This is a genomic window from Mycobacterium sp. 48b, from assembly GCF_048282725.1.
Classification (GTDB): Bacteria; Actinomycetota; Actinomycetes; order Mycobacteriales; family Mycobacteriaceae; genus Mycobacterium.
This window is the reverse complement of the sequence record NZ_JBLVUL010000001.1, coordinates 5186173-5203315: the sequence shown is the minus strand read 5'-3', so window position 1 is coordinate 5203315 and position 17143 is coordinate 5186173. Positions and strand designations below refer to the sequence as shown.

The following is a 17143-nucleotide window of genomic DNA, read 5'->3' as shown; positions in this document are numbered from 1 at the left end:
GCAGTCACCGGGGATTGCAGCGGTTGGACTCCGTGGTGATATCCGTAGGCCGGCCGTCGGGTTGCCCGATCTGCCACGTGCTGCCTTTCCCGGCCGCGAATGGTCCTGGGGCGCCCTGAGATTGGTAGTATCCGCGTGGATCCCAGGTCTTGGCCTCTGGGTAGGGCCACGGGCAGGCGACGACGGAGGCCGCTCCCGTCGTACGTGCCAGCCAGAATGCTGAGCTGAAACTCATCATCGCGACGTTCAGGATGATCGCCATCACCAGAAACGTCGCCAGCTTGGGTCGACGATTGTGCAATGGCAGTCGTTGGGCGATCTTGTCGGCCTGCGATTTTCCGGTGTCGTCCCGATACAACAGAATCGACGCCGGGATCATGATGACCGTGATGAGCACGCTGGCCATCAAAAGCGGGAACTGACTGTTCTTGCCCACGTCGATAGAGCCGAATTCGACCACGTGGCTATAGGTGAGGAACTGGGTGCGTGTGAGCAGGATCTCTTGGGCGGCATCCCACATCACGCCGATGGCGAATGTCAGCACAGCTATCGAGATCAGTGGGTGGCGCCAAACGAACGCGTCAGGGCCTCGACGTCGCTGTAGTGCCCGCAGGATCGGCATGGCCAGGAAATAGGGCAGCAGGACATATGGTGCATAGATCACTGACGTCAACGGTTCGATCACCGGAGAGATGTTGAGCCACGGCCAATCTCGGGGGAAGTGCCACAGGTCCGGGTTGTAGACCAGGCCGATCGCCCAGTTGTTGATCGGGTCCCACCAGAAAAGGGTGCTGGACGCGAGGATCATCAGGATGACCGGATGCCCGGGATGCCGCCTCCAAACCACCACCGAAGCAACGATCGTGACGGCGAGGAGCAGTGCGCCCAATATCTGCCCCCACAAGACGAAATCGATGCTGGACCACAGTGGTTGCACCGGAGATGGTTTGCCTGCGCCCGCTGGATTCGCGTTCTCGGGCGAGGCCGGCCCATTCTTCTCCGCGGTCACCAGAATGACGACCCCCACCGCAGCAACCATCACCCAACAGGTGAAGGCCTTCCAGGACAGCGGCGCACGCAAGCGTCCGTCATGGTCGGCTACCGAAGGTTGGTGGACACGAGTTGATGGCTTCATAGCACTCCGCACTGTTTCCCGTGACAGGTGACGCGCGAGGTTTACCCCGCCCGAGTAAGACAGTAGCGCACATATTTCAGATAATGAACTATTGGTTGGATATCGGCCCTGGAACGCGAGGCCAGGTAGGGTATGGCGTCGTGGCTGACACCATCGGAGCTGCCGACGACAGCGACATCGTGGACTTTCTCGGTGCCGCGACAGACATCCGGCGCATGATTTCAACCCTCACCACGCCTGTGGCTCGTGAGTACGGAATCTCCGAGCGGGCACTGGGCATCATCTTCCTGGTCCATGCCGGGCTCGACCGTCCCGGCATGCTCATCGACTACCTCAACGTATTGCCGAGCACGATCACCTCAGACATCGACAAGCTCGTCGCCGCAGGCCTGTTGCGACGGACGCCATCGAACGACGACCGGCGGGGCGTCCGCATCGAGGCGACCCGTCGAGGCGCCGGCGCGCAAAAGAAGTCACTGCGCCAGTTGCACGACTTCTTCAGCGCCAAGGCGGCCGGCGTGGCCCTCGAAGAACTTCATGCCTGCATCGCCACGCTCCGCAAGCTCAGCGGCGTTCCGCAGTCCTCAGTTCCCAATCCGCATCGCAAGGCCGACGACGCCTCTTGATCGAGAACCGTCGGGTCATGGATGTGCCCCACAATCGAAGGTCAGTTCCCTGGTCCGAGCCGGCGGCAACAGATGCGACGTAGTTCCGGGCCGCGTTGACCAGATGTGTGAGTGCGATACCCACGATCAGAGCGACCGACACACCGAGCACCCTGTGGTCGCCGAACAACGGATAGACCTGATAGTGGGTCAGGTACGTGTACAGCGACGCCTCGGCGAGCAGACCGCAACCAGTCGCCACGATTGCGGGACAGCGCACCGCGGGTAACCAGATCAACAGTGCGAATCCGGCCAGCACCAGGGTTTCTCGGCCACTGTTGTTGAAGTAGCCGTGCACGCCGACCGCCAGCACCGCCGTGACGATCATCCGCTGCCAGGTGGCCGTGGCCTTGGCCGCCGCCCATCCGGCCGCGAAGAACCAGAACGCCAGCACTGTGAACCAGGCCTCGCGGCCCAGCCCGAATCCAGCCAGGTCGTACCGCAATACCAGCCCCAATGCCAGGAACGCCGCGGCGAAGGCGAAGGGACGCCGCCGCTCCAGCCGGTGTGCGCCCGGCAGCGCGCACACCGCGGTCAACGCCACCAGGATCCAGAACAGCACCTCGACGAACCACAACCGCCCGGCGGTCATGCTGTCGTGCGGTCCGAGGAACTTGTTGGCCAGCAACAGGTTCGACGCGTGGTAATCGTCGGTCAGGACCAACGCGACGGCGACCCAGGCGATGGAGGGCACCGCGATCCAGGCGAGCGTGTTGCGCAGGTGGCGCAACCGCGTCGACCGCGGGACGGGAGCCAGGCAGAACCGGCCGAAGTTGTAGCCGGCCACCCCGAGCAGGATGTGCGCACCGCCCCACAGTGCGAACAACTCGGCGTGTGAGCCGACGATGAGCAAAATGGCCGCGGCGCGCAGGGCGACGCTGGTTTCGACGGTGGCCCATCGGTGTGGTCGGAGCGCGCAGTGGTGCTCCATGTCCCGCAGCGTCATCCGGTGCCAATCCGTCGGCAGCCGGCCCAGGGCGCGTTCCAGCCGCACCGACATCGCCACATAGGACAACGAGTTGCCCCCGAGGTCGACGAAACTCGCGTCGCGGTCGATGGAAGCGGCGGGGACATGCAGAACCTCGGCGAACAGATCCCTCAGGTCCGCGACGGCGGTCACAGGCGGTTCGGCGGCACGCGTGCGCACCGCGGCGTAGTCGGGCTTGCCCGAAACCAACCGGGGCAGTTCGGCGACGAGCACAGCACGCACCGCGCCGGCGGGCACACCCGCCAGGGTCGCGGTCAACTGCTGCACTTCGCCGGCGGTGACGGTACCCGTGTCGATGGCTGCCACCGTAAGCGTTTCGCCGTCTTCGGCGCACAACGCCGTCAGCCCACGTTCGGCCAGCGTGGTCTGTAGACAATCCAGATCGATGCGCAGCCCGAACAGCTTCACGAACCGGCTACTGCGGCCGACGATCTCGTACAGCCCGTCAGCTGTGCACCGGGCGATGTCGCCGGTGCACAGCTCATTCACGGTGGCGCCCAGGGCCAGATCCTCGGCTCGGTCGGCGTACCCGAGCATCACATTGGCTCCGCGGTAGACCAGTTCGCCGGTGCCGGCGGGCCACGCGGCGCCCGGGCGGATGGACAGGCTGCCACCAGGGATGGGACGACCGATGGCTCCGGGGTGTGACATGGCCAATTCCGGAGGCAGATAGGCCATCCGGGCGGTCGCTTCCGTGGCGCCGTACATCACGAACAGCTGCCAGCCGCGGTCTCGCCCCAGCGCTGCGTACCGGCGCACGTGCTCGGCTGCCATCTGCCCGCCGGCCTGGGTGATGTACCGCAGGTGGGGGAGGTCCCTGGTGTCGAAGCCGATGCGGTCGAGCAGCTCGAAGGTGTGGGGCACACCGGCGAGGGTGGTGCCACGGTGGCGGGTGAACAGGTCCCAGAACTCGTCGTCGACCACCGAGCGTTCCGTGAGGATCAGCCCTGCGCCGCGCAGCAGGTGGCTGTTGACCACCGAAAGCCCGTAGCAGTACGACAGCGGCAAGGTGGTTGCGGCCCGGTCGGTTTCACTGATGCCGAGGTACTCGGCGATGGCGGCGGCGTTGCTGGCCAGGTTGGTGCGCGACAGGCGGACCAGCTTCGGTGACCCGGTGCTGCCCGAGGTCGACATCAGCAGCGCGAGGTCGTCGTGAAGTCGGTGCGTGCTGTGGATGCGCCGGTGGTGGATGCCCGCGGCGTCGATCACGGTATCGGGGGAGTAGGTCCGTAGGATCTCGTGGTGATCGCCGCCCGCGGGGACGGGCAGGGCTACATGGCCGCCGGCGAGGGCACCCAGGTAGTGCACCAGGGCGGGCAGGTCGTTGCGAGCTTCGAGGAGCACCAGTCGTCGTTCGGTGCCCAGCGCCGTCGCGGCCTGCGCCACCAGATCGGCGAGGGTCGAGTAGCTGACCTGCTCGGTCTCGGTCACCACTGCGATCCGGTCATCGTGCGCGCGCAACGCCTCGGCGATGTGGCTCAAGGCAATGCCGTTCCCGCGCCACGCACGTCGATCCGCACCTTGGTGTCGCAGGCCGGCGGATTGAGGCTGTGCTGCCGCACGACGATGGGCTCACCGGCCGCCGGCGGTTCGATGGTGAGCAGCACGTCGTGGCCGAGGAACTCGGTGGCGACCACAGTCCCCACGGCGGCCGCCGCTTCGGTGTCATCGGCGCTGTCCGAAATCGCCGTGGCGACAAGCTGTTCAGGGCGCAGTACCAGTGTGCACGGACCGTCGGCGGCGCCGGCCTGGACCGGGATGCGGCCCAGCGCGCTGTCGGCCCATCCGGAGGTGACGGTGCCGGGGACCGTGATGCAATCTCCGAGGAACTCGGCGGTGAACCGGTCGGCGGGTTGGCGGTACACCTGCTCGGGTGTTCCGACCTGGGTGAACCTGCCCTCGCGCATCACCGCGACCTGATCGGAGATCGACAGCGCCTCCTCCTGGTCGTGCGTCACGATCAGGGTGGTCACCCCGGTGTCGGACAACGCCCGGGCCACGGACTTGCGGGTGGCCGCGCGCAGCCCCGTGTCCAGGGCGCTGAACGGCTCGTCGAGCAGCATGACCACCGGCCGGCGGGCCAGGGCGCGGGCAAGTGCGACGCGCTGCTGCTGGCCGCCGGAGAGCTGGTGTGGCCGGCGCTGCGCGTACGAGGAATCCAGGGACACGGTGTCCAGCAGCTCGCCGACCCTGGCCCGGGCCGCGGCACCCCGCTCGCGCAGACCGTAGGCCACGTTCTGGGCCACCGTGAGGTGCGGGAACAACGCGCCGTCCTGCGCCACATACCCGACATCACGGCGATGTGGGGCGACAGTGTTTGTGGCGCTTGCCATCTGGCGTCCGGCGATGGTCACGGTGCCCGCGTCGGGGGATTCGAAGCCGGCGATCACCCGCAGCAGCGTGGTCTTGCCGCAGCCGGACGATCCGACCACCGCGGTGATGGTGCCCGGCGTCAGGGTGAGGTCGATGCCGTCGAGCACCACAGTGCCGTTGAAGGACTTGTGCAGTCCACGTACCTGCATAACGTCGTCGGTCACAGGGCAGCCACCTTCGTCGACTGGCGCAACAACATCAAGGTCACCGGGATCGACAGCGCGATCAGCATCAGGGCGTACGGTGCCGCAGCGGCGTAGTCGAGTTCGCTACTCAACGACCAGAATCTCATCGCGAGGGTGCGGGTGCCGGTGGGTGCCAGCAGCAGCGTCGCGGTCAATTCTGTTGCGACCGAGACGAATACCAGCGAGGCGCCGGCAGCGGCGGCCGGGGCGGTCAGCCGGAGGGTGACTCGCACGAACGTGCGCGCAGGCGAAGCGCCGAGCGAGCGGGACGCCTCTTCCACCGACGGCGGCACCTGCGCCAGGCCGGACCGCAGGCTGACCAGCGCGCGCGGCAAGAACAGCAGCACGTAGGCGCAGATCACCAGCGCCGCAGTCTGATAGAGCGGGGGAGCATAGCGGATGGCCACGGTGACCAGGGCGAGCGCGGTGACGATGCCGGGCATCGAGCTGGTGATGAAGTTGGCGCCCTCGATCGAGCGGGCCAGCAGACCGCTGTAGCGAACGGCGACCCATGCGAACGGGAAGGCCAGCACGGTCGTCAGCACCGCGGCAACGGCGGCCAGCGTTGCCGTCTGAGCCAGTGCGCTGCCGATCTCTTCGAGCTCCCACACCTGCGCGCCGCCGATCCAGAGCCAGCGCGTCAGCGTCCACAACGGCACCCCCAACGCCAGCGCGGCCAGCACCAGCAGCCCGGCGGTGGCAGGCAACGTGGTGCGGCCCAGGCGCATTGGTGTGCCGGCGCGCTGGGCACCGGAACCGATCCGGGCGAACCGGGCGTTGCCGCGGGCCGCGGCTTCGGCGACCAAAAGCAGCAGGCACAACAGGACCAGGACGGCGGCCAGGGTGGCGCCGGCGGCCCCGTCGAAGGTGGCCTGGAACTGGTCGAAGATCGCGGTGGTGAAGGTCGAGAAACGGATCATCGCGAACGCGCCGTACTCGGCGAGCAGGTGGACGCCGATCAACAGGGCGCCGCCCAGGATCGCCAGGCGTAGCTGCGGCAGCACCACCCGAAAGAACACTCCCGACGATCCGGATCCCAGCGCCCGGGCCGAGTCCTCCAGCGCCGGATCGATACGGCGCAGGGTGGCCGCGGCGGGCACGTAGACGAACGGGAAGTACGACAGCGTCGCGATCAGAATGCCTGCCGGCATCCCGTGCAGCGTCGGCAGCACGCTGACCCAGGCGTAGCTGTTGACGAATGCCGGAACCGCCAGCGGCGCGACGAACACCGGCCGCCACCACGTGCGTCCTGGCAGATCGGTGCGCTCAACCAGCCAGGCCGCACCGACCCCGAGCACCACGCACACCGGTACGGTGATCACCACCAGACCCACGGTGTTGAGCAGGAGTTCTCCGACGCGTGGTCGCACCACCAGCTCGATCACCCGGCCCGGACCGGTGCTGATCACGGACCAGGCGACGTAACCCAGCGGGATGAAGGTGGCCGCCAGCAACAGCACCACGGCAGTGCTCAGCGCCGGGCCCGGCCTGGCGCCGGCCGGACGTTGCGCGACCGGCTGAGCGGGCGGTGCTTCTGTCGCGACCAATTACAGCAAGCCAGCCTTTGTCATCAGGTCGGTGACCTTGGCGGCATCGAGGGTGGACGGGTTGACCGCCGGAGCCTGCAACGTGTCCAACGGGGGCAGGGCCGGGTTGGCGGCGACGCCACTGGCGACGGGATATTCGAACGAGGTGCCCTTCTGCAGCACCTCCTGCCCGGACTTGCCGGTGACGAACCGCAGGAACTGCTGCGCCTGGTCCTGCTTCTTGCTGGATTTCAGCACGCCGCCGCCGGACAGGCTGACGAAAGCTCCGGGATCTTGGTTCTTGAAGTAGTGCAGCGCGGTGTTGCCGCTGATCTCCTTGGTCTTGGCCTGATCGCGGAACCAGTAGTAGTGGTAGATGATCCCGCCGTCGATCTGCCCGTCGTTGACGGCGCGTAGCGTGGCGATATTGTCCTGGAGCACAACGGCATTGGTCTTCAAGCCGGCCAGCCATTGCGCGGTGGCCTGCTCGCCTTTGAGCTCGAGGATGGCCGCGACGATCGCCTGGAAATCCGCCTTGGCCGGCGGTGCACCCCATCGGCCCTTCCACTGCGGCTGCTGCAGATCCATGATCGATTGCGGCAGCCGGTCGACCGGGAGCTTGGCCTTGTTGTAGACGAAGACAGTCGAGCGCGCCGCCACGCCGGTCCACTTGCCCGACGACGGCCGGAACTGGGCCGGGACCTGGTCGAGAGTCGGCTGCCCGACGTCGGCGAACAGCCCGGCCTTCTCGACGGCAGCCATCGCCGGGGAGTTCTCGGTGAGGAACACATCGGCGGGCGAGGCGTTGCCCTCGGCCACCAGCTGGTTGCCGAGCTCGGTGTCGCCGCCCTGCCGGTAGGTGACCTTGATCCCGGTCTCCTTGGTGAACGCGTCGATCCATTCCTTGGTGAGGGATTCGTGCTGGGCGTTGTAGATGAGCAGCTCGTCAGAGCCCGAACCGGAACACGCCACCAGGCCGACGGTCAGGGCAACGGCAGACAGGACAACAGCAACCCGGCGGCTCCAACGTGTGAGCATCAAGTGAATCCTCTCGGTATTAGCTGAGCATCACCTAAGGGACACTACCGGGGTGGGCTCGCCGAGAGAGCTGCAACGGTCCGCCGCCTGTGGATGAAATCGACGCTGGGGATAACTCCGCCTGACCGAGCTGATCGTGTCGGAGGGTGTCACCACGGTGTGGGCATGAGTTCTCTGACACGGGCCGAGATCGGCGCACTGGGTGAACAGTTGGCGGTCGAGCATCTGGCGGCACTGGGGTTGCGCACGTTGACGCGCAACTGGCGGTGTCGCTACGGCGAGCTCGACGTGATCGCCGAAGAGGCCGCCACCAACACCGTGGTCTTCGTCGAGGTGAAGACCCGCACCGGGGACGGCTTCGGCGGCCTGGCCGAAGCGGTCACGGCACAGAAGGTGCGCCGGATCCGGCGGCTGGCGGCGCTGTGGCTGGCCGAGCAGGATGCACACTTCGCGGCACTGCGCATCGACGTGATCGGGGTGCGCCTGGGCCGGCGCCGAGAACCGGAGCTGACGCACCTCAAGGGGGTGAGCTGAAATGGGTTTGGGGAGAGCATATTCGGTGGCGATTCGCGGGGTGGACGGCGTGATCGTGGAGATCGAGGCAGACATCACCTCGGGGCTGCCCAGCGTGAACCTGGTGGGGCTGCCAGACGCCGCCCTGCAGGAATCACGGGATCGGGTGCGGGCGGCGATCACCAACTGCGGCAACGAGTGGCCCATGTCGCGCCTCACGTTGGCCTTGTCGCCGGCCACGCTGCGCAAGGTCGGCTCGGTCTACGACGTGGCGCTGGCGGCGGCGGTGCTCTCGGCGCACACCAAGACGGCCTGGGCGCGGCTGGAGAAGTCGGTGCTGCTCGGTGAGCTCGCCCTCGACGGCCGGGTCCGGCCGGTGCACGGTGTGTTGCCTGCGGTCCTGGCCGCCAAGCAGGAGGGCTGGCCCGTGGTGGTGGTGCCCGTCGACAACCTGGCCGAGGCCAGCCTGGTCGACGGCATCGAGGTGCGCGGCGTGGGGACGTTGCGGCAACTTCAGGCCTGGCTCGACGGCAAGGGGGATCTCCAGGCCCGGCTCGCTGCGCCAGGGCGGGCACCGGAGCCGACTGCAGACCTCGCCGACGTGGTCGGGCAGGGCCAGGCCCGCTACGCCGTCGAGGTGGCGGCAGCGGGTGCCCATCACCTGATGCTCACCGGACCACCGGGGATCGGGAAAACAATGCTGGCGCAACGGCTCCCGGGGCTACTGCCGCCGCTGTCGTCGGCTGAATCGCTTGAGGTGACAGCGGTCCATTCGGTGGCGGGACTGTTGGCGGGGGACACACCGTTGATCACCCGGCCACCGTTTGTGGCTCCGCACCACACTTCGAGCGTCGCCGCACTGGTCGGAGGCGGAAGTGGGTTCGCGCGGCCCGGAGCGGTCAGCCGGGCACACCGTGGCGTGTTGTTCCTCGACGAATTCGCCGAGATGGGGTCCAGTGCCCTGGAAGCGTTACGAACTCCGTTGGAGGACGGCGAGATCCGGTTGGCCCGCCGCGACGGGGTAGCCTGTTATCCGGCACGGTTTCAACTGGTTCTGGCGGCGAACCCGTGCCCTTGCGCGCCGCCCAATTCGGCCGACTGCGTCTGCTCCGCCCAAGCCAAACTCCGGTACCGGGGCAAGTTGTCGGGCCCACTGGTGGATCGCGTCGACCTGCGGGTAGAGCTGTACCCGGTGAGTGCGGGGGCCTTCATGCCGCAGTCGGGCGAGTCCAGTGCAGCGGTGCGCGAGCGCGTCGCCGCAGCGCGCCTCGCCGCCAATGAACGGTGGAAACCGTATGGGATCGCCACCAATGCCGAGGTCAGCGGCTCGCTGCTGCGCCGAGAATTCCGACTGGCCAAAGCTGCGATGGGGCCGTTGCAGTCCGCACTCGACCGTGGCGTGATCAGCATGCGCGGTGCCGACCGGTGTCTGAGGGTGGCCTGGACGCTGGCGGATCTGAGCGGACGGACCATGCCCGCCCATGAGGACGTCGCCGCCGCGTTGAGCTTCCGGCAGGCCGGCGGTGTGTCATGACCGACGAGGTGCGGCGCGCATGGGCGTATCTGTCGCGGGTGGTCGAACCGCCGTGCCCGCAGGTGACGGCCTTGGTCACGCAGGTCGGCCCGGTCGAGGCGGCCGACCGGATCAAAGCCGGTGACGTCGATGCGGCCGTGCTGCGCCGAGTCGAGGCACGCCGGGAATTCGATTGTGCGGCAGCGGACCTGGATGTGCTCGACAGAATGGACGGGCGGTTGATCACGCCCGATGACGACGAGTGGCCGCTGCTGCGATTCCGGGCTCTGCGCGGGGGTGAGGCACTCAAACGGTCGAACGGACACCCGCCGTTGGTGTTGTGGGCGGTCGGGCCCGTGCGCCTCGACGAGGCGGCCGAGCGGGCCGCGGCGATCGTCGGCACCCGCGCGGCCACCGCCTACGGCGAGCACGTCGCCGCCGAGTTGGCCGCCGGTCTGGTCGGACGGGACGTGGCGGTGGTGTCCGGTGGGGCCTACGGCATCGATGGAGCCGCGCACCGCGCAGCGTTGGCGTGTGAGGGTGTGACGGTCGCGATCGTGGCCGGTGGCTTGGACAACCCGTACCCGGCCGGACACAGCGCACTGTTCCACCGGATTCGCCAGGATTGTCTGTTGATCAGCGAGTACCCGCCCGGGACGGCGCCGGGCCGGTTGCGGTTCCTCACCCGCAACCGTTTGGTGGCCGCCCTTTCCGGGGCGACGGTGGTGGTGGAGGCCGGTTTGCGTAGCGGCGCGGCCAATACCGCGGCCTGGGCCAAGGCGCTGGGCCGATCGGTGTGTGCCGTTCCGGGTCCGGTGACCTCGGCTGCGTCGGCGGGCTGCCATGCGCTGCTGCGGAATGGTGCTGACCTGGTCGACCGGGCCGAGCAGATCGTCGAACTCGTCGGCCGGGTAGGCGAACTGGCCGCGGAACCGGAGCATCCGGCTACCCCCCTCGACGGGCTCGCGGCGGTCGAGAAACAGGTCTACGACGCCTTGCCGGCGCGCGGTGTCCACACCGTGGACGAGATCGCGATCCTGGCTGCCCTGCCGGCGCACCAGGTGCTGGGGCCGCTGACGATGTTGGAACTGGCCGGCCTGGTCGAGAGCGCCGATGGATGCTGGCGGATCGCCCGTAGGCGCCGGGGTCGGCCCCCAGCTCCCGGGCCAGCAGGGGACGAACAGGTATCCGCCTGAACTTGCGCACAGACCTCGCCGCGATGGGACGGCCTTGCTGCAGGAACGGCCGGCCGCGGCCCAGGGGAGACCGCAGGCCCGATTTTCGTAGCGCCCAGGCCGGCCACGGGTCTCCGTATAGTCGATGAGGCGGCTGATAACCGAGCGGCAGATGATCTTTGGAGGCGCCATGGCAGGACGACCAGTGCACACATTCCAGGTGGTGCATCGCGAGCAGCTGACCCCTCATATGGTCAGGTTGGTGCTGGGTGGATCAGGTGAGGGGACCGGCTTCGACACGTTCTCGCCCAATGACTTCAGCGACGCCTACGTCAAGGTCGTCGTCGTTCCTGCTGTCGTGGATGTGTCGACCCTGCCGAAACCGTTGACGCTGGACAGCTTTCAGGAGTTGCCCGTTGAGCTGCGCCCCGCGGTGCGGACCTACACCGTGCGCACCTTCGACAAGGAACGCGGCGAGATCACCATCGACTTCGTCGTGCACGGTGAGCAAGGCGTGGCCGCGCCCTGGGCGGCGGCCGCCGTGCCGGGCCAACCGGCCTACCTGATGGGACCCAGTGGGGCCTATACCCCGGACCCGGCTGCCGACTGGCATCTGCTGGCAGGTGACGAGGCGGCTCTGCCGGCCATCGGTGCGGCCCTGGAGTCCTTGCCCGCGGATGCGACCGGCAAAGTTTTCATCGAGGTCGCCGGCGATGAGGACGAGATCGAGCTGACCGCTCCGGCCGGCGTCGAGGTCAACTGGATCCACCGCGGTGGCCGCGCGGATCTGGTCGGCGACGACAAGGCCGGAGACAACGCACCGCTGATCGCGGCGGTCAAGGAGGCGGACTGGCTGCCGGGCCAGGTGCAGGTGTTCATCCACGGCGAGGCTCAGGCCGTCATGCACAACCTGCGCCCCTACATCCGCAAGGAGCGCGGCGTCGCGGCGAAATGGGCCGCGTCGATCTCCGGTTACTGGCGCCGCGGGCGCACCGAGGAGACCTTCCGGCAGTGGAAGGCCGAGCTGGCGAAAGCGGAGGCCGACACCGCGGGCTGAGGCCAGATGGCAAGGTAGCCGTCATGGCCTACGGCGACTATCAACTCGAGATCTACCTGCAGGGGCTGTCGGGCGTGCTGCCGACCATGCCGATGGACTACGCGGGACTGGAGTCCAAGGCCCAGGCGGCTATGCCCGCCTCGATCTGGTCGTATGTGGCCGGCGGGGCCGGTGACGAGCGCACCCAACAGGTCAACCGCACCGCGTTCGACCGGTGGGGTCTGATGCCGCGCATGCTCAACGCGCACCGGGAACGCGATCTGTCTGTCGACCTGTTCGGGCTCACGTTGCCCACGCCGTTGTTCATGGCCCCCATCGGCGTGCTGGGGATCTGCGGGCAGGACGGTCACGGTGACCTGGCCGGCGCACGGGCCGCCGCCCGCACCGGAGTCCCGATGGTGCTGTCGACTCTCACCGAGGACCCGCTCGAAGATGTTGCGGCCGAATTCGGTGACACCCCGGGCTTTTTCCAGCTCTACACCCCGACCGACAAGGATCTGGCGGCCAGCCTGGTGCAGCGCGCCGAGAAGGCCGGATTCAAGGGCATCGTCGTCACGCTCGACACCTGGGTGCCGGGTTGGCGGCCCCGGGATCTGGCCACCTCGAACTTCCCGCAGTTGCGCGGCAAGTGCCTGGCCAACTACACCAGCGATCCGGTGTTCCGCGCCGGCCTGCAACAACCGCCCGAGGAGAACCCGCAGGCAACCGTGCTGCGCTGGGTCAGCCTGTTCGGCAATCCGCTCACCTGGGACGACCTGCCGTGGCTGCGGTCGCTGACCAAGCTGCCGCTGATCCTCAAGGGCATCTGCCATCCCGATGACGTCCGGCGGGCCAAGGACGGTGGCGTCGACGGTATCTACTGCTCGAATCACGGTGGGCGCCAAGCCAATGGCGGCCTGCCCGCGATCGACTGCCTGCCGGGGGTGGTCGAGGCGGCCGACGGGCTGCCGGTGTTGTTCGACTCGGGTATCCGCAACGGCGCCGACATCGTCAAGGCACTCGCATTGGGCGCGACCGCGGTGGGCGTGGGCCGGCCGTATGCCTACGGGCTGGCACTGGGTGGCGCCGACGGCATCGTGCACGTGCTGCGGTCGCTGCTCGCCGAGGCCGACCTGATCATGGGGGTCGACGGGTACCCGACGCTGGCCGATCTCACGCCCGAGGCACTGCACCGGGTCGACTGACCGTCTTGTCACGCTGGCGTGGCGCTGGGGGCTGACAGCCACGCCGACGTGACAAAGAAACGCAAAATCCCAGGTGGACAGCTCTGGCGTCACGATTATTCATCGGTGTAGCATTTTCCTTCATGAGTGTAGAAACCGTCCGCGGGAGGGCCGCACATCTGGGGCCCGAGCGGCGGCGCCCCCAGGTGCTGGATGCGGCCCTGGCGATTGCGGTGACCGAGGGGGTCGCTGCGGTCACGATCGGCGCGGTGGCGCAGCGACTCAAGGTCACCCGGCCGGTGGTGTACTCGTGCTTCCCCCACCGGGTGGAATTGCTGAGGGCCTTGCTCGAGCGGGAGCTGGCGCTACTGGTCCAGGGGGCGATCGACGCGCTGCCCTACGGGCGTGCGGATGCCGACGAAACCGTCTTCGTCGACGGCTTCCAGGCGCTGCTGGAGACGGTGGCCGGTCGGCCCGACTCCTGGCGGCTCGTGATGAGTGCCGACCCGGACCCGGCCGTGGCCAAACACTTCCGTAGCGGTCGCGCGCTGATGGTCGGCAAGGTCTCCCGACGGCTGGCGCCCACGCTGGAACGGTGGGGCACCACCGATGCCGACAAGAAGCTGCCTGTGCTGGTCGAGCAGTTCGTGTCCACCTGTGAAGGCGCGGTGCGGACCTTGTTGCAAGACGACGGAAAAAACTGGACCCCAACCACATTGGGTGAATTCATCGGATCGGCCACCTACCGGGCGTTTCGCGCCGCCTGATCCAGAACAGAGGAGTTGTCACATGTCTGATCTCCAGCCGATGGCTGACTACGGATTCTTCGGGCCGGGGTCGGTGACCTGGAAGGTCTGGGGTCACGCGACCACACCGATCATCGGACTGCAGCGCGCCGTGGTGGTCGAGGAACTCGACCCGGCCCTGATCGCCGCGGTCGACACCACCGGCGCCAACTACGACCGGCCTCGCACCCGTTACGACCGGACCGTGCGGTACTTCGCGATGGTCGCTTTCGCCGACACCGAATCGGTGCTCAAGACCGCCGATGTGCTGGTGAAAGTCCACTCGAAAGCCATTGGCACCGAACCGCTGAGCGGCAACAGGTACGACGCCAACGATCCCCGGTCGCAGCTGTGGATCCTGCTCACCGGCTGGCATTCGGTGCTCAAGGCCTACGAACTGTACGGCGGCGGAAAACTCACGACCGACGAAGAGGCCCGCTACTGGCAGGACTGTGCCCGGGCCGCCGAGTTCCAGACCTGCGATCCGGCTGACGTCCCCCGGACCCGTGACGGCATCAACGAGTACTTCGAGCAGATGCGGCCACACCTCGCGGTCAGCGAGGCGGCCCGCGCGATGATGGACCACCTCCTCAACGCCAAGGTGGTGTTGCCGCCCGCGCCGCGGATCGCGAAGCCGGTCGTGGAGATTCTCAACTGGTTCCTCCGTGCCGGCACCATTGCGACCATGCCGCGGTGGATGCGCCGGCTCAGTGGATTCGACCAGCCACGCGTGGTGGACCTGGCGGTGCGGCCGGTGCTCAAGCTCGGGTTCGGCATAGTCGACCGGGTACCGCGGCTGAAGCTTTTGGTGGCCAAGATCATTGCGCCGTCGGTGGTGCCCATCGCAGGCCCCTACATCATGGGCATTGCACCGCGCTCGGACGAAGTGCTCAGCCCTGAAGAAGGCCGCAGGCGCTACGGGTACGTCAAACCCGCCGAAGCGCACAAGGAGTTGCGGGCCCGCCAGTACGAGCGGGTGTTCGGGCAGGGACAACTGCCCAGCGACGAGGGCCTCATCGAATCTCAGTCCTACCTAGGGAGTTTGGCGTGACCGCACGATCCGATGTCCTGTTCGACCCGAACCGGACCGACTTCGGCCAGTTCGACACCAGAACCCGGGAGATCTTCAGGGCCACCATCGAGTTCTTCGAGTCCCACGGTAAGCGTTGGCTCAAGCAGCAGGACCGGGATCGGGTCTGGTACAGCGACTTTCTCGATCTGGTCAAGCGGGAGGGCATCTTCGCGACGTTCCTGACCCCGGCGTCGGAGGCCGGCGGGGATCCGGACAAGCGCTGGGACACCGCACGCAACGCCATGTACAGCCAGATCCTCGGGTTCTACGGCATGCAGTACTGGTACGTCTGGCAGGTCACGATTCTCGGTCTCGGGCCGATCTGGCAGTCGGAGAACACCGTGGCGCGCAAAAAGGCTGCCGCCCTGCTGGATTCGGGGGAGATCTTCGCCTTCGGACTGTCGGAGCAAGCCCACGGCGCCGACGTGTATTCGACCGACATGGTGCTGACCCCCGGCGCCGACGGCTCGTACACCGCGACCGGCGGCAAGTACTACATCGGCAACGGCAACCTGGCCGGCATGGTCTCGGTGTTCGGCCGTCGCTCCGACAAACCGATCATCGACAGTGCTGATCTCGACCGGCGCCGTCCCGCCCAGGACTTCGAGGGGTACCTGTTCTTCGCGGCCGACAGCCAGCACTCGAACTACCACCTGCGCAAGAATGTCGTCGACGGCCAGATGTACGTCGCGGCGTTCGACCTGGAGGACTATCCGGTCAGTGCCGACGACATCCTGCACGAGGGCAAGGCGGCGTTCAACGCAGCGATCAACACCGTCAACATCGGCAAGTTCAACCTCGGGTTCGGGGCGATCGGGGCCTGCGAGCATGCCATGTACGAGGCCGTCACCCATGCCGAGAACCGTGTGCTGTTCGGCCAGCGGGTCACCGAGTTCCCGCAGATCCGCCGCATGCTCGCCGACGGCTACGCCCGCTTGATCGGGATGAAGCTCTACAGCGAGCGGGCCGTCGACTACATGCGCAGTGCAAGCCCGGACGACCGGCGCTACCTGTTGTTCAACGCGATCGAGAAGATGAACGTCACCCGCGAGGGCGAGAAGATCGTGACGTTGCTCGCCGACACCATCGCGGCCCGGGCGTTCGAATCCGACATGTACTTCACCATGGCGCTGCTGGGGCTCACCGGCTTGCCGCGGCTGGAGGGCACGGTGCACGTCAACATGGCGCTGTCGCTGAAGTTCATGCAGAACTACATGTTCGGCGCGTCCAGCGTCGGACTTGTGGCGCTGTCCGCATTACCGGTCGGCCGGGCCCCGGCACCGCTGGTGAGCGTGCTCGCCGGTGGTTTGCGTGCGGCCGGCGGCGCTATCGCAGGGTCGCCTGTGGCGCAACGCATTCCACAACTCAAAGCGCTACTGGCCGAGGTCCCGGAGATTCCGACGCGCAGGGATGCGGCCGATGACGACTTCTTGTTCCGGCAGGGGCCCAGCAGCGGGTTGGCGAAAATCAGGTTCGGCGACTGGCAGTCGGTGCTGCGCCGGTTCTCCTCGACGCCGAATGTCGCGGTCTTCCTCGACCAGGCCCGGGCGGTGCAGACCCTGCTCGCGGTGGCGACGCCCACCGCGGATCAACAACGCAACGTCGACTTCCTGTTCGCGATCGGCGAGATGTTCACCCTGATCCCGTACGCCCAGCTGATCCTGGAGCAGGCGGAGATCGAGGCGATCGACCCCGATCTGATCGATCAGCTCTTCGAGGTGCTCGTCACCGACATGTCCACGCACGCGACCAAGCTGCACTGCCATCCGGACGCCTCCGCGGTGCAACAGCAGCGCGCTCTCGACATCGTCAAGCAGCCCGTGGCCGACGCCGCGCGCCGCGGTCGTGTGGTGGCAGCTGTGCGCGGACTGTCCGGCCGCTACGAGATGAACCCGTGATGGTCACGCGACGGTAGCGGCCCGGCGCGTCGGGTGCGGGCCGGGCCCACTTCTGCC

Annotated in this window: 14 protein-coding genes; 9 read left to right on the top strand and 5 right to left on the bottom strand. The window is 67.4% G+C overall.

All coding sequences use genetic code 11. The annotated features are described in order from the left end of the window. Positions 1-4 precede the first annotated feature (4 nt). Complete coding sequence (locus ACNQR1_RS25400) at positions 5-1135, bottom strand: spirocyclase AveC family protein (RefSeq protein WP_418048423.1); 1131 nt, start codon at positions 1133-1135, stop codon at positions 5-7. A gap of 140 nt (positions 1136-1275) precedes the next feature. On the opposite strand from ACNQR1_RS25400, the gene ACNQR1_RS25395 reads away from it, so the two are divergent. Further along, positions 1276-1761, top strand: a complete 486-nt coding sequence (locus ACNQR1_RS25395; RefSeq protein WP_418048422.1) for a MarR family winged helix-turn-helix transcriptional regulator — start codon at positions 1276-1278, stop codon at positions 1759-1761. Here the strand turns inward: ACNQR1_RS25395 and ACNQR1_RS25390 are convergent. Genes ACNQR1_RS25390 through ACNQR1_RS25375 form a run of 4 tightly spaced genes read right to left on the bottom strand, consistent with a single transcriptional unit; the run spans position 1700 to position 7910 of the window. After that, positions 1700-4270, bottom strand: coding sequence for an AMP-binding protein (locus tag ACNQR1_RS25390; RefSeq protein WP_418048421.1), 2571 nt, complete (start codon positions 4268-4270; stop codon positions 1700-1702). The two genes, ACNQR1_RS25395 and ACNQR1_RS25390, sit on opposite strands and share 62 nt — an antisense overlap. Beyond that, entirely contained in the window at positions 4267-5310 is a 1044-nt protein-coding gene (locus ACNQR1_RS25385; RefSeq protein ID WP_418050494.1) for an ABC transporter ATP-binding protein, read from the bottom strand. The genes ACNQR1_RS25390 and ACNQR1_RS25385 overlap by 4 nt, the downstream gene beginning before the upstream one ends. 11 nt (positions 5311-5321) lie before the next feature. After that, positions 5322-6893, bottom strand: coding sequence for an ABC transporter permease (locus ACNQR1_RS25380; RefSeq protein WP_418048420.1), 1572 nt, complete (start codon positions 6891-6893; stop codon positions 5322-5324). Beyond that, entirely contained in the window at positions 6894-7910 is a 1017-nt protein-coding gene (locus ACNQR1_RS25375; protein WP_418048419.1) for an iron ABC transporter substrate-binding protein, read from the bottom strand. A 165-nt stretch (positions 7911-8075) separates the two neighbouring features. Between ACNQR1_RS25375 and ACNQR1_RS25370 the strand changes: the two genes are divergently transcribed. The 8 genes from ACNQR1_RS25370 (at position 8076) to ACNQR1_RS25335 (ending at position 17086) form a co-directional block, all read left to right on the top strand. Continuing rightward, positions 8076-8444, top strand: coding sequence for a YraN family protein (locus ACNQR1_RS25370; protein ID WP_418048418.1), 369 nt, complete (start codon positions 8076-8078; stop codon positions 8442-8444). A gap of 1 nt (position 8445) precedes the next feature. Continuing rightward, positions 8446-9957, top strand: a complete 1512-nt coding sequence (locus tag ACNQR1_RS25365) for a YifB family Mg chelatase-like AAA ATPase (protein ID WP_418048417.1) — start codon at positions 8446-8448, stop codon at positions 9955-9957. Beyond that, positions 9954-11132: a DNA-processing protein DprA gene (gene dprA / locus ACNQR1_RS25360; RefSeq protein WP_418048416.1), complete on the top strand. Its 1179-nt coding sequence runs from the start codon at positions 9954-9956 to the stop codon at positions 11130-11132. The genes ACNQR1_RS25365 and dprA overlap by 4 nt, the downstream gene beginning before the upstream one ends. 169 nt (positions 11133-11301) lie before the next feature. Beyond that, positions 11302-12168 carry a siderophore-interacting protein gene (locus ACNQR1_RS25355; protein ID WP_418048415.1) on the top strand — a complete coding sequence of 289 codons (867 nt, stop codon included), beginning with the start codon at positions 11302-11304 and terminating at the stop codon, positions 12166-12168. A gap of 23 nt (positions 12169-12191) precedes the next feature. Then, on the top strand, positions 12192-13352 hold the full coding sequence (locus tag ACNQR1_RS25350; RefSeq protein WP_418048414.1) for a lactate 2-monooxygenase: 1161 nt from the start codon (positions 12192-12194) through the stop codon (positions 13350-13352). 122 nt (positions 13353-13474) lie between these two features. Next, positions 13475-14098: a TetR/AcrR family transcriptional regulator gene (locus ACNQR1_RS25345; RefSeq protein WP_418048413.1), complete on the top strand. Its 624-nt coding sequence runs from the start codon at positions 13475-13477 to the stop codon at positions 14096-14098. A 22-nt stretch (positions 14099-14120) separates the two neighbouring features. Further along, a complete protein-coding gene (locus ACNQR1_RS25340) occupies positions 14121-15167 on the top strand; it encodes an oxygenase MpaB family protein (protein WP_418048412.1) in 1047 nt (348 codons plus the stop codon). Next, on the top strand, positions 15164-17086 hold the full coding sequence (locus ACNQR1_RS25335) for an acyl-CoA dehydrogenase (protein ID WP_418048411.1): 1923 nt from the start codon (positions 15164-15166) through the stop codon (positions 17084-17086). The genes ACNQR1_RS25340 and ACNQR1_RS25335 overlap by 4 nt, the downstream gene beginning before the upstream one ends. The last annotated feature ends 57 nt before the right edge of the window (positions 17087-17143 follow it).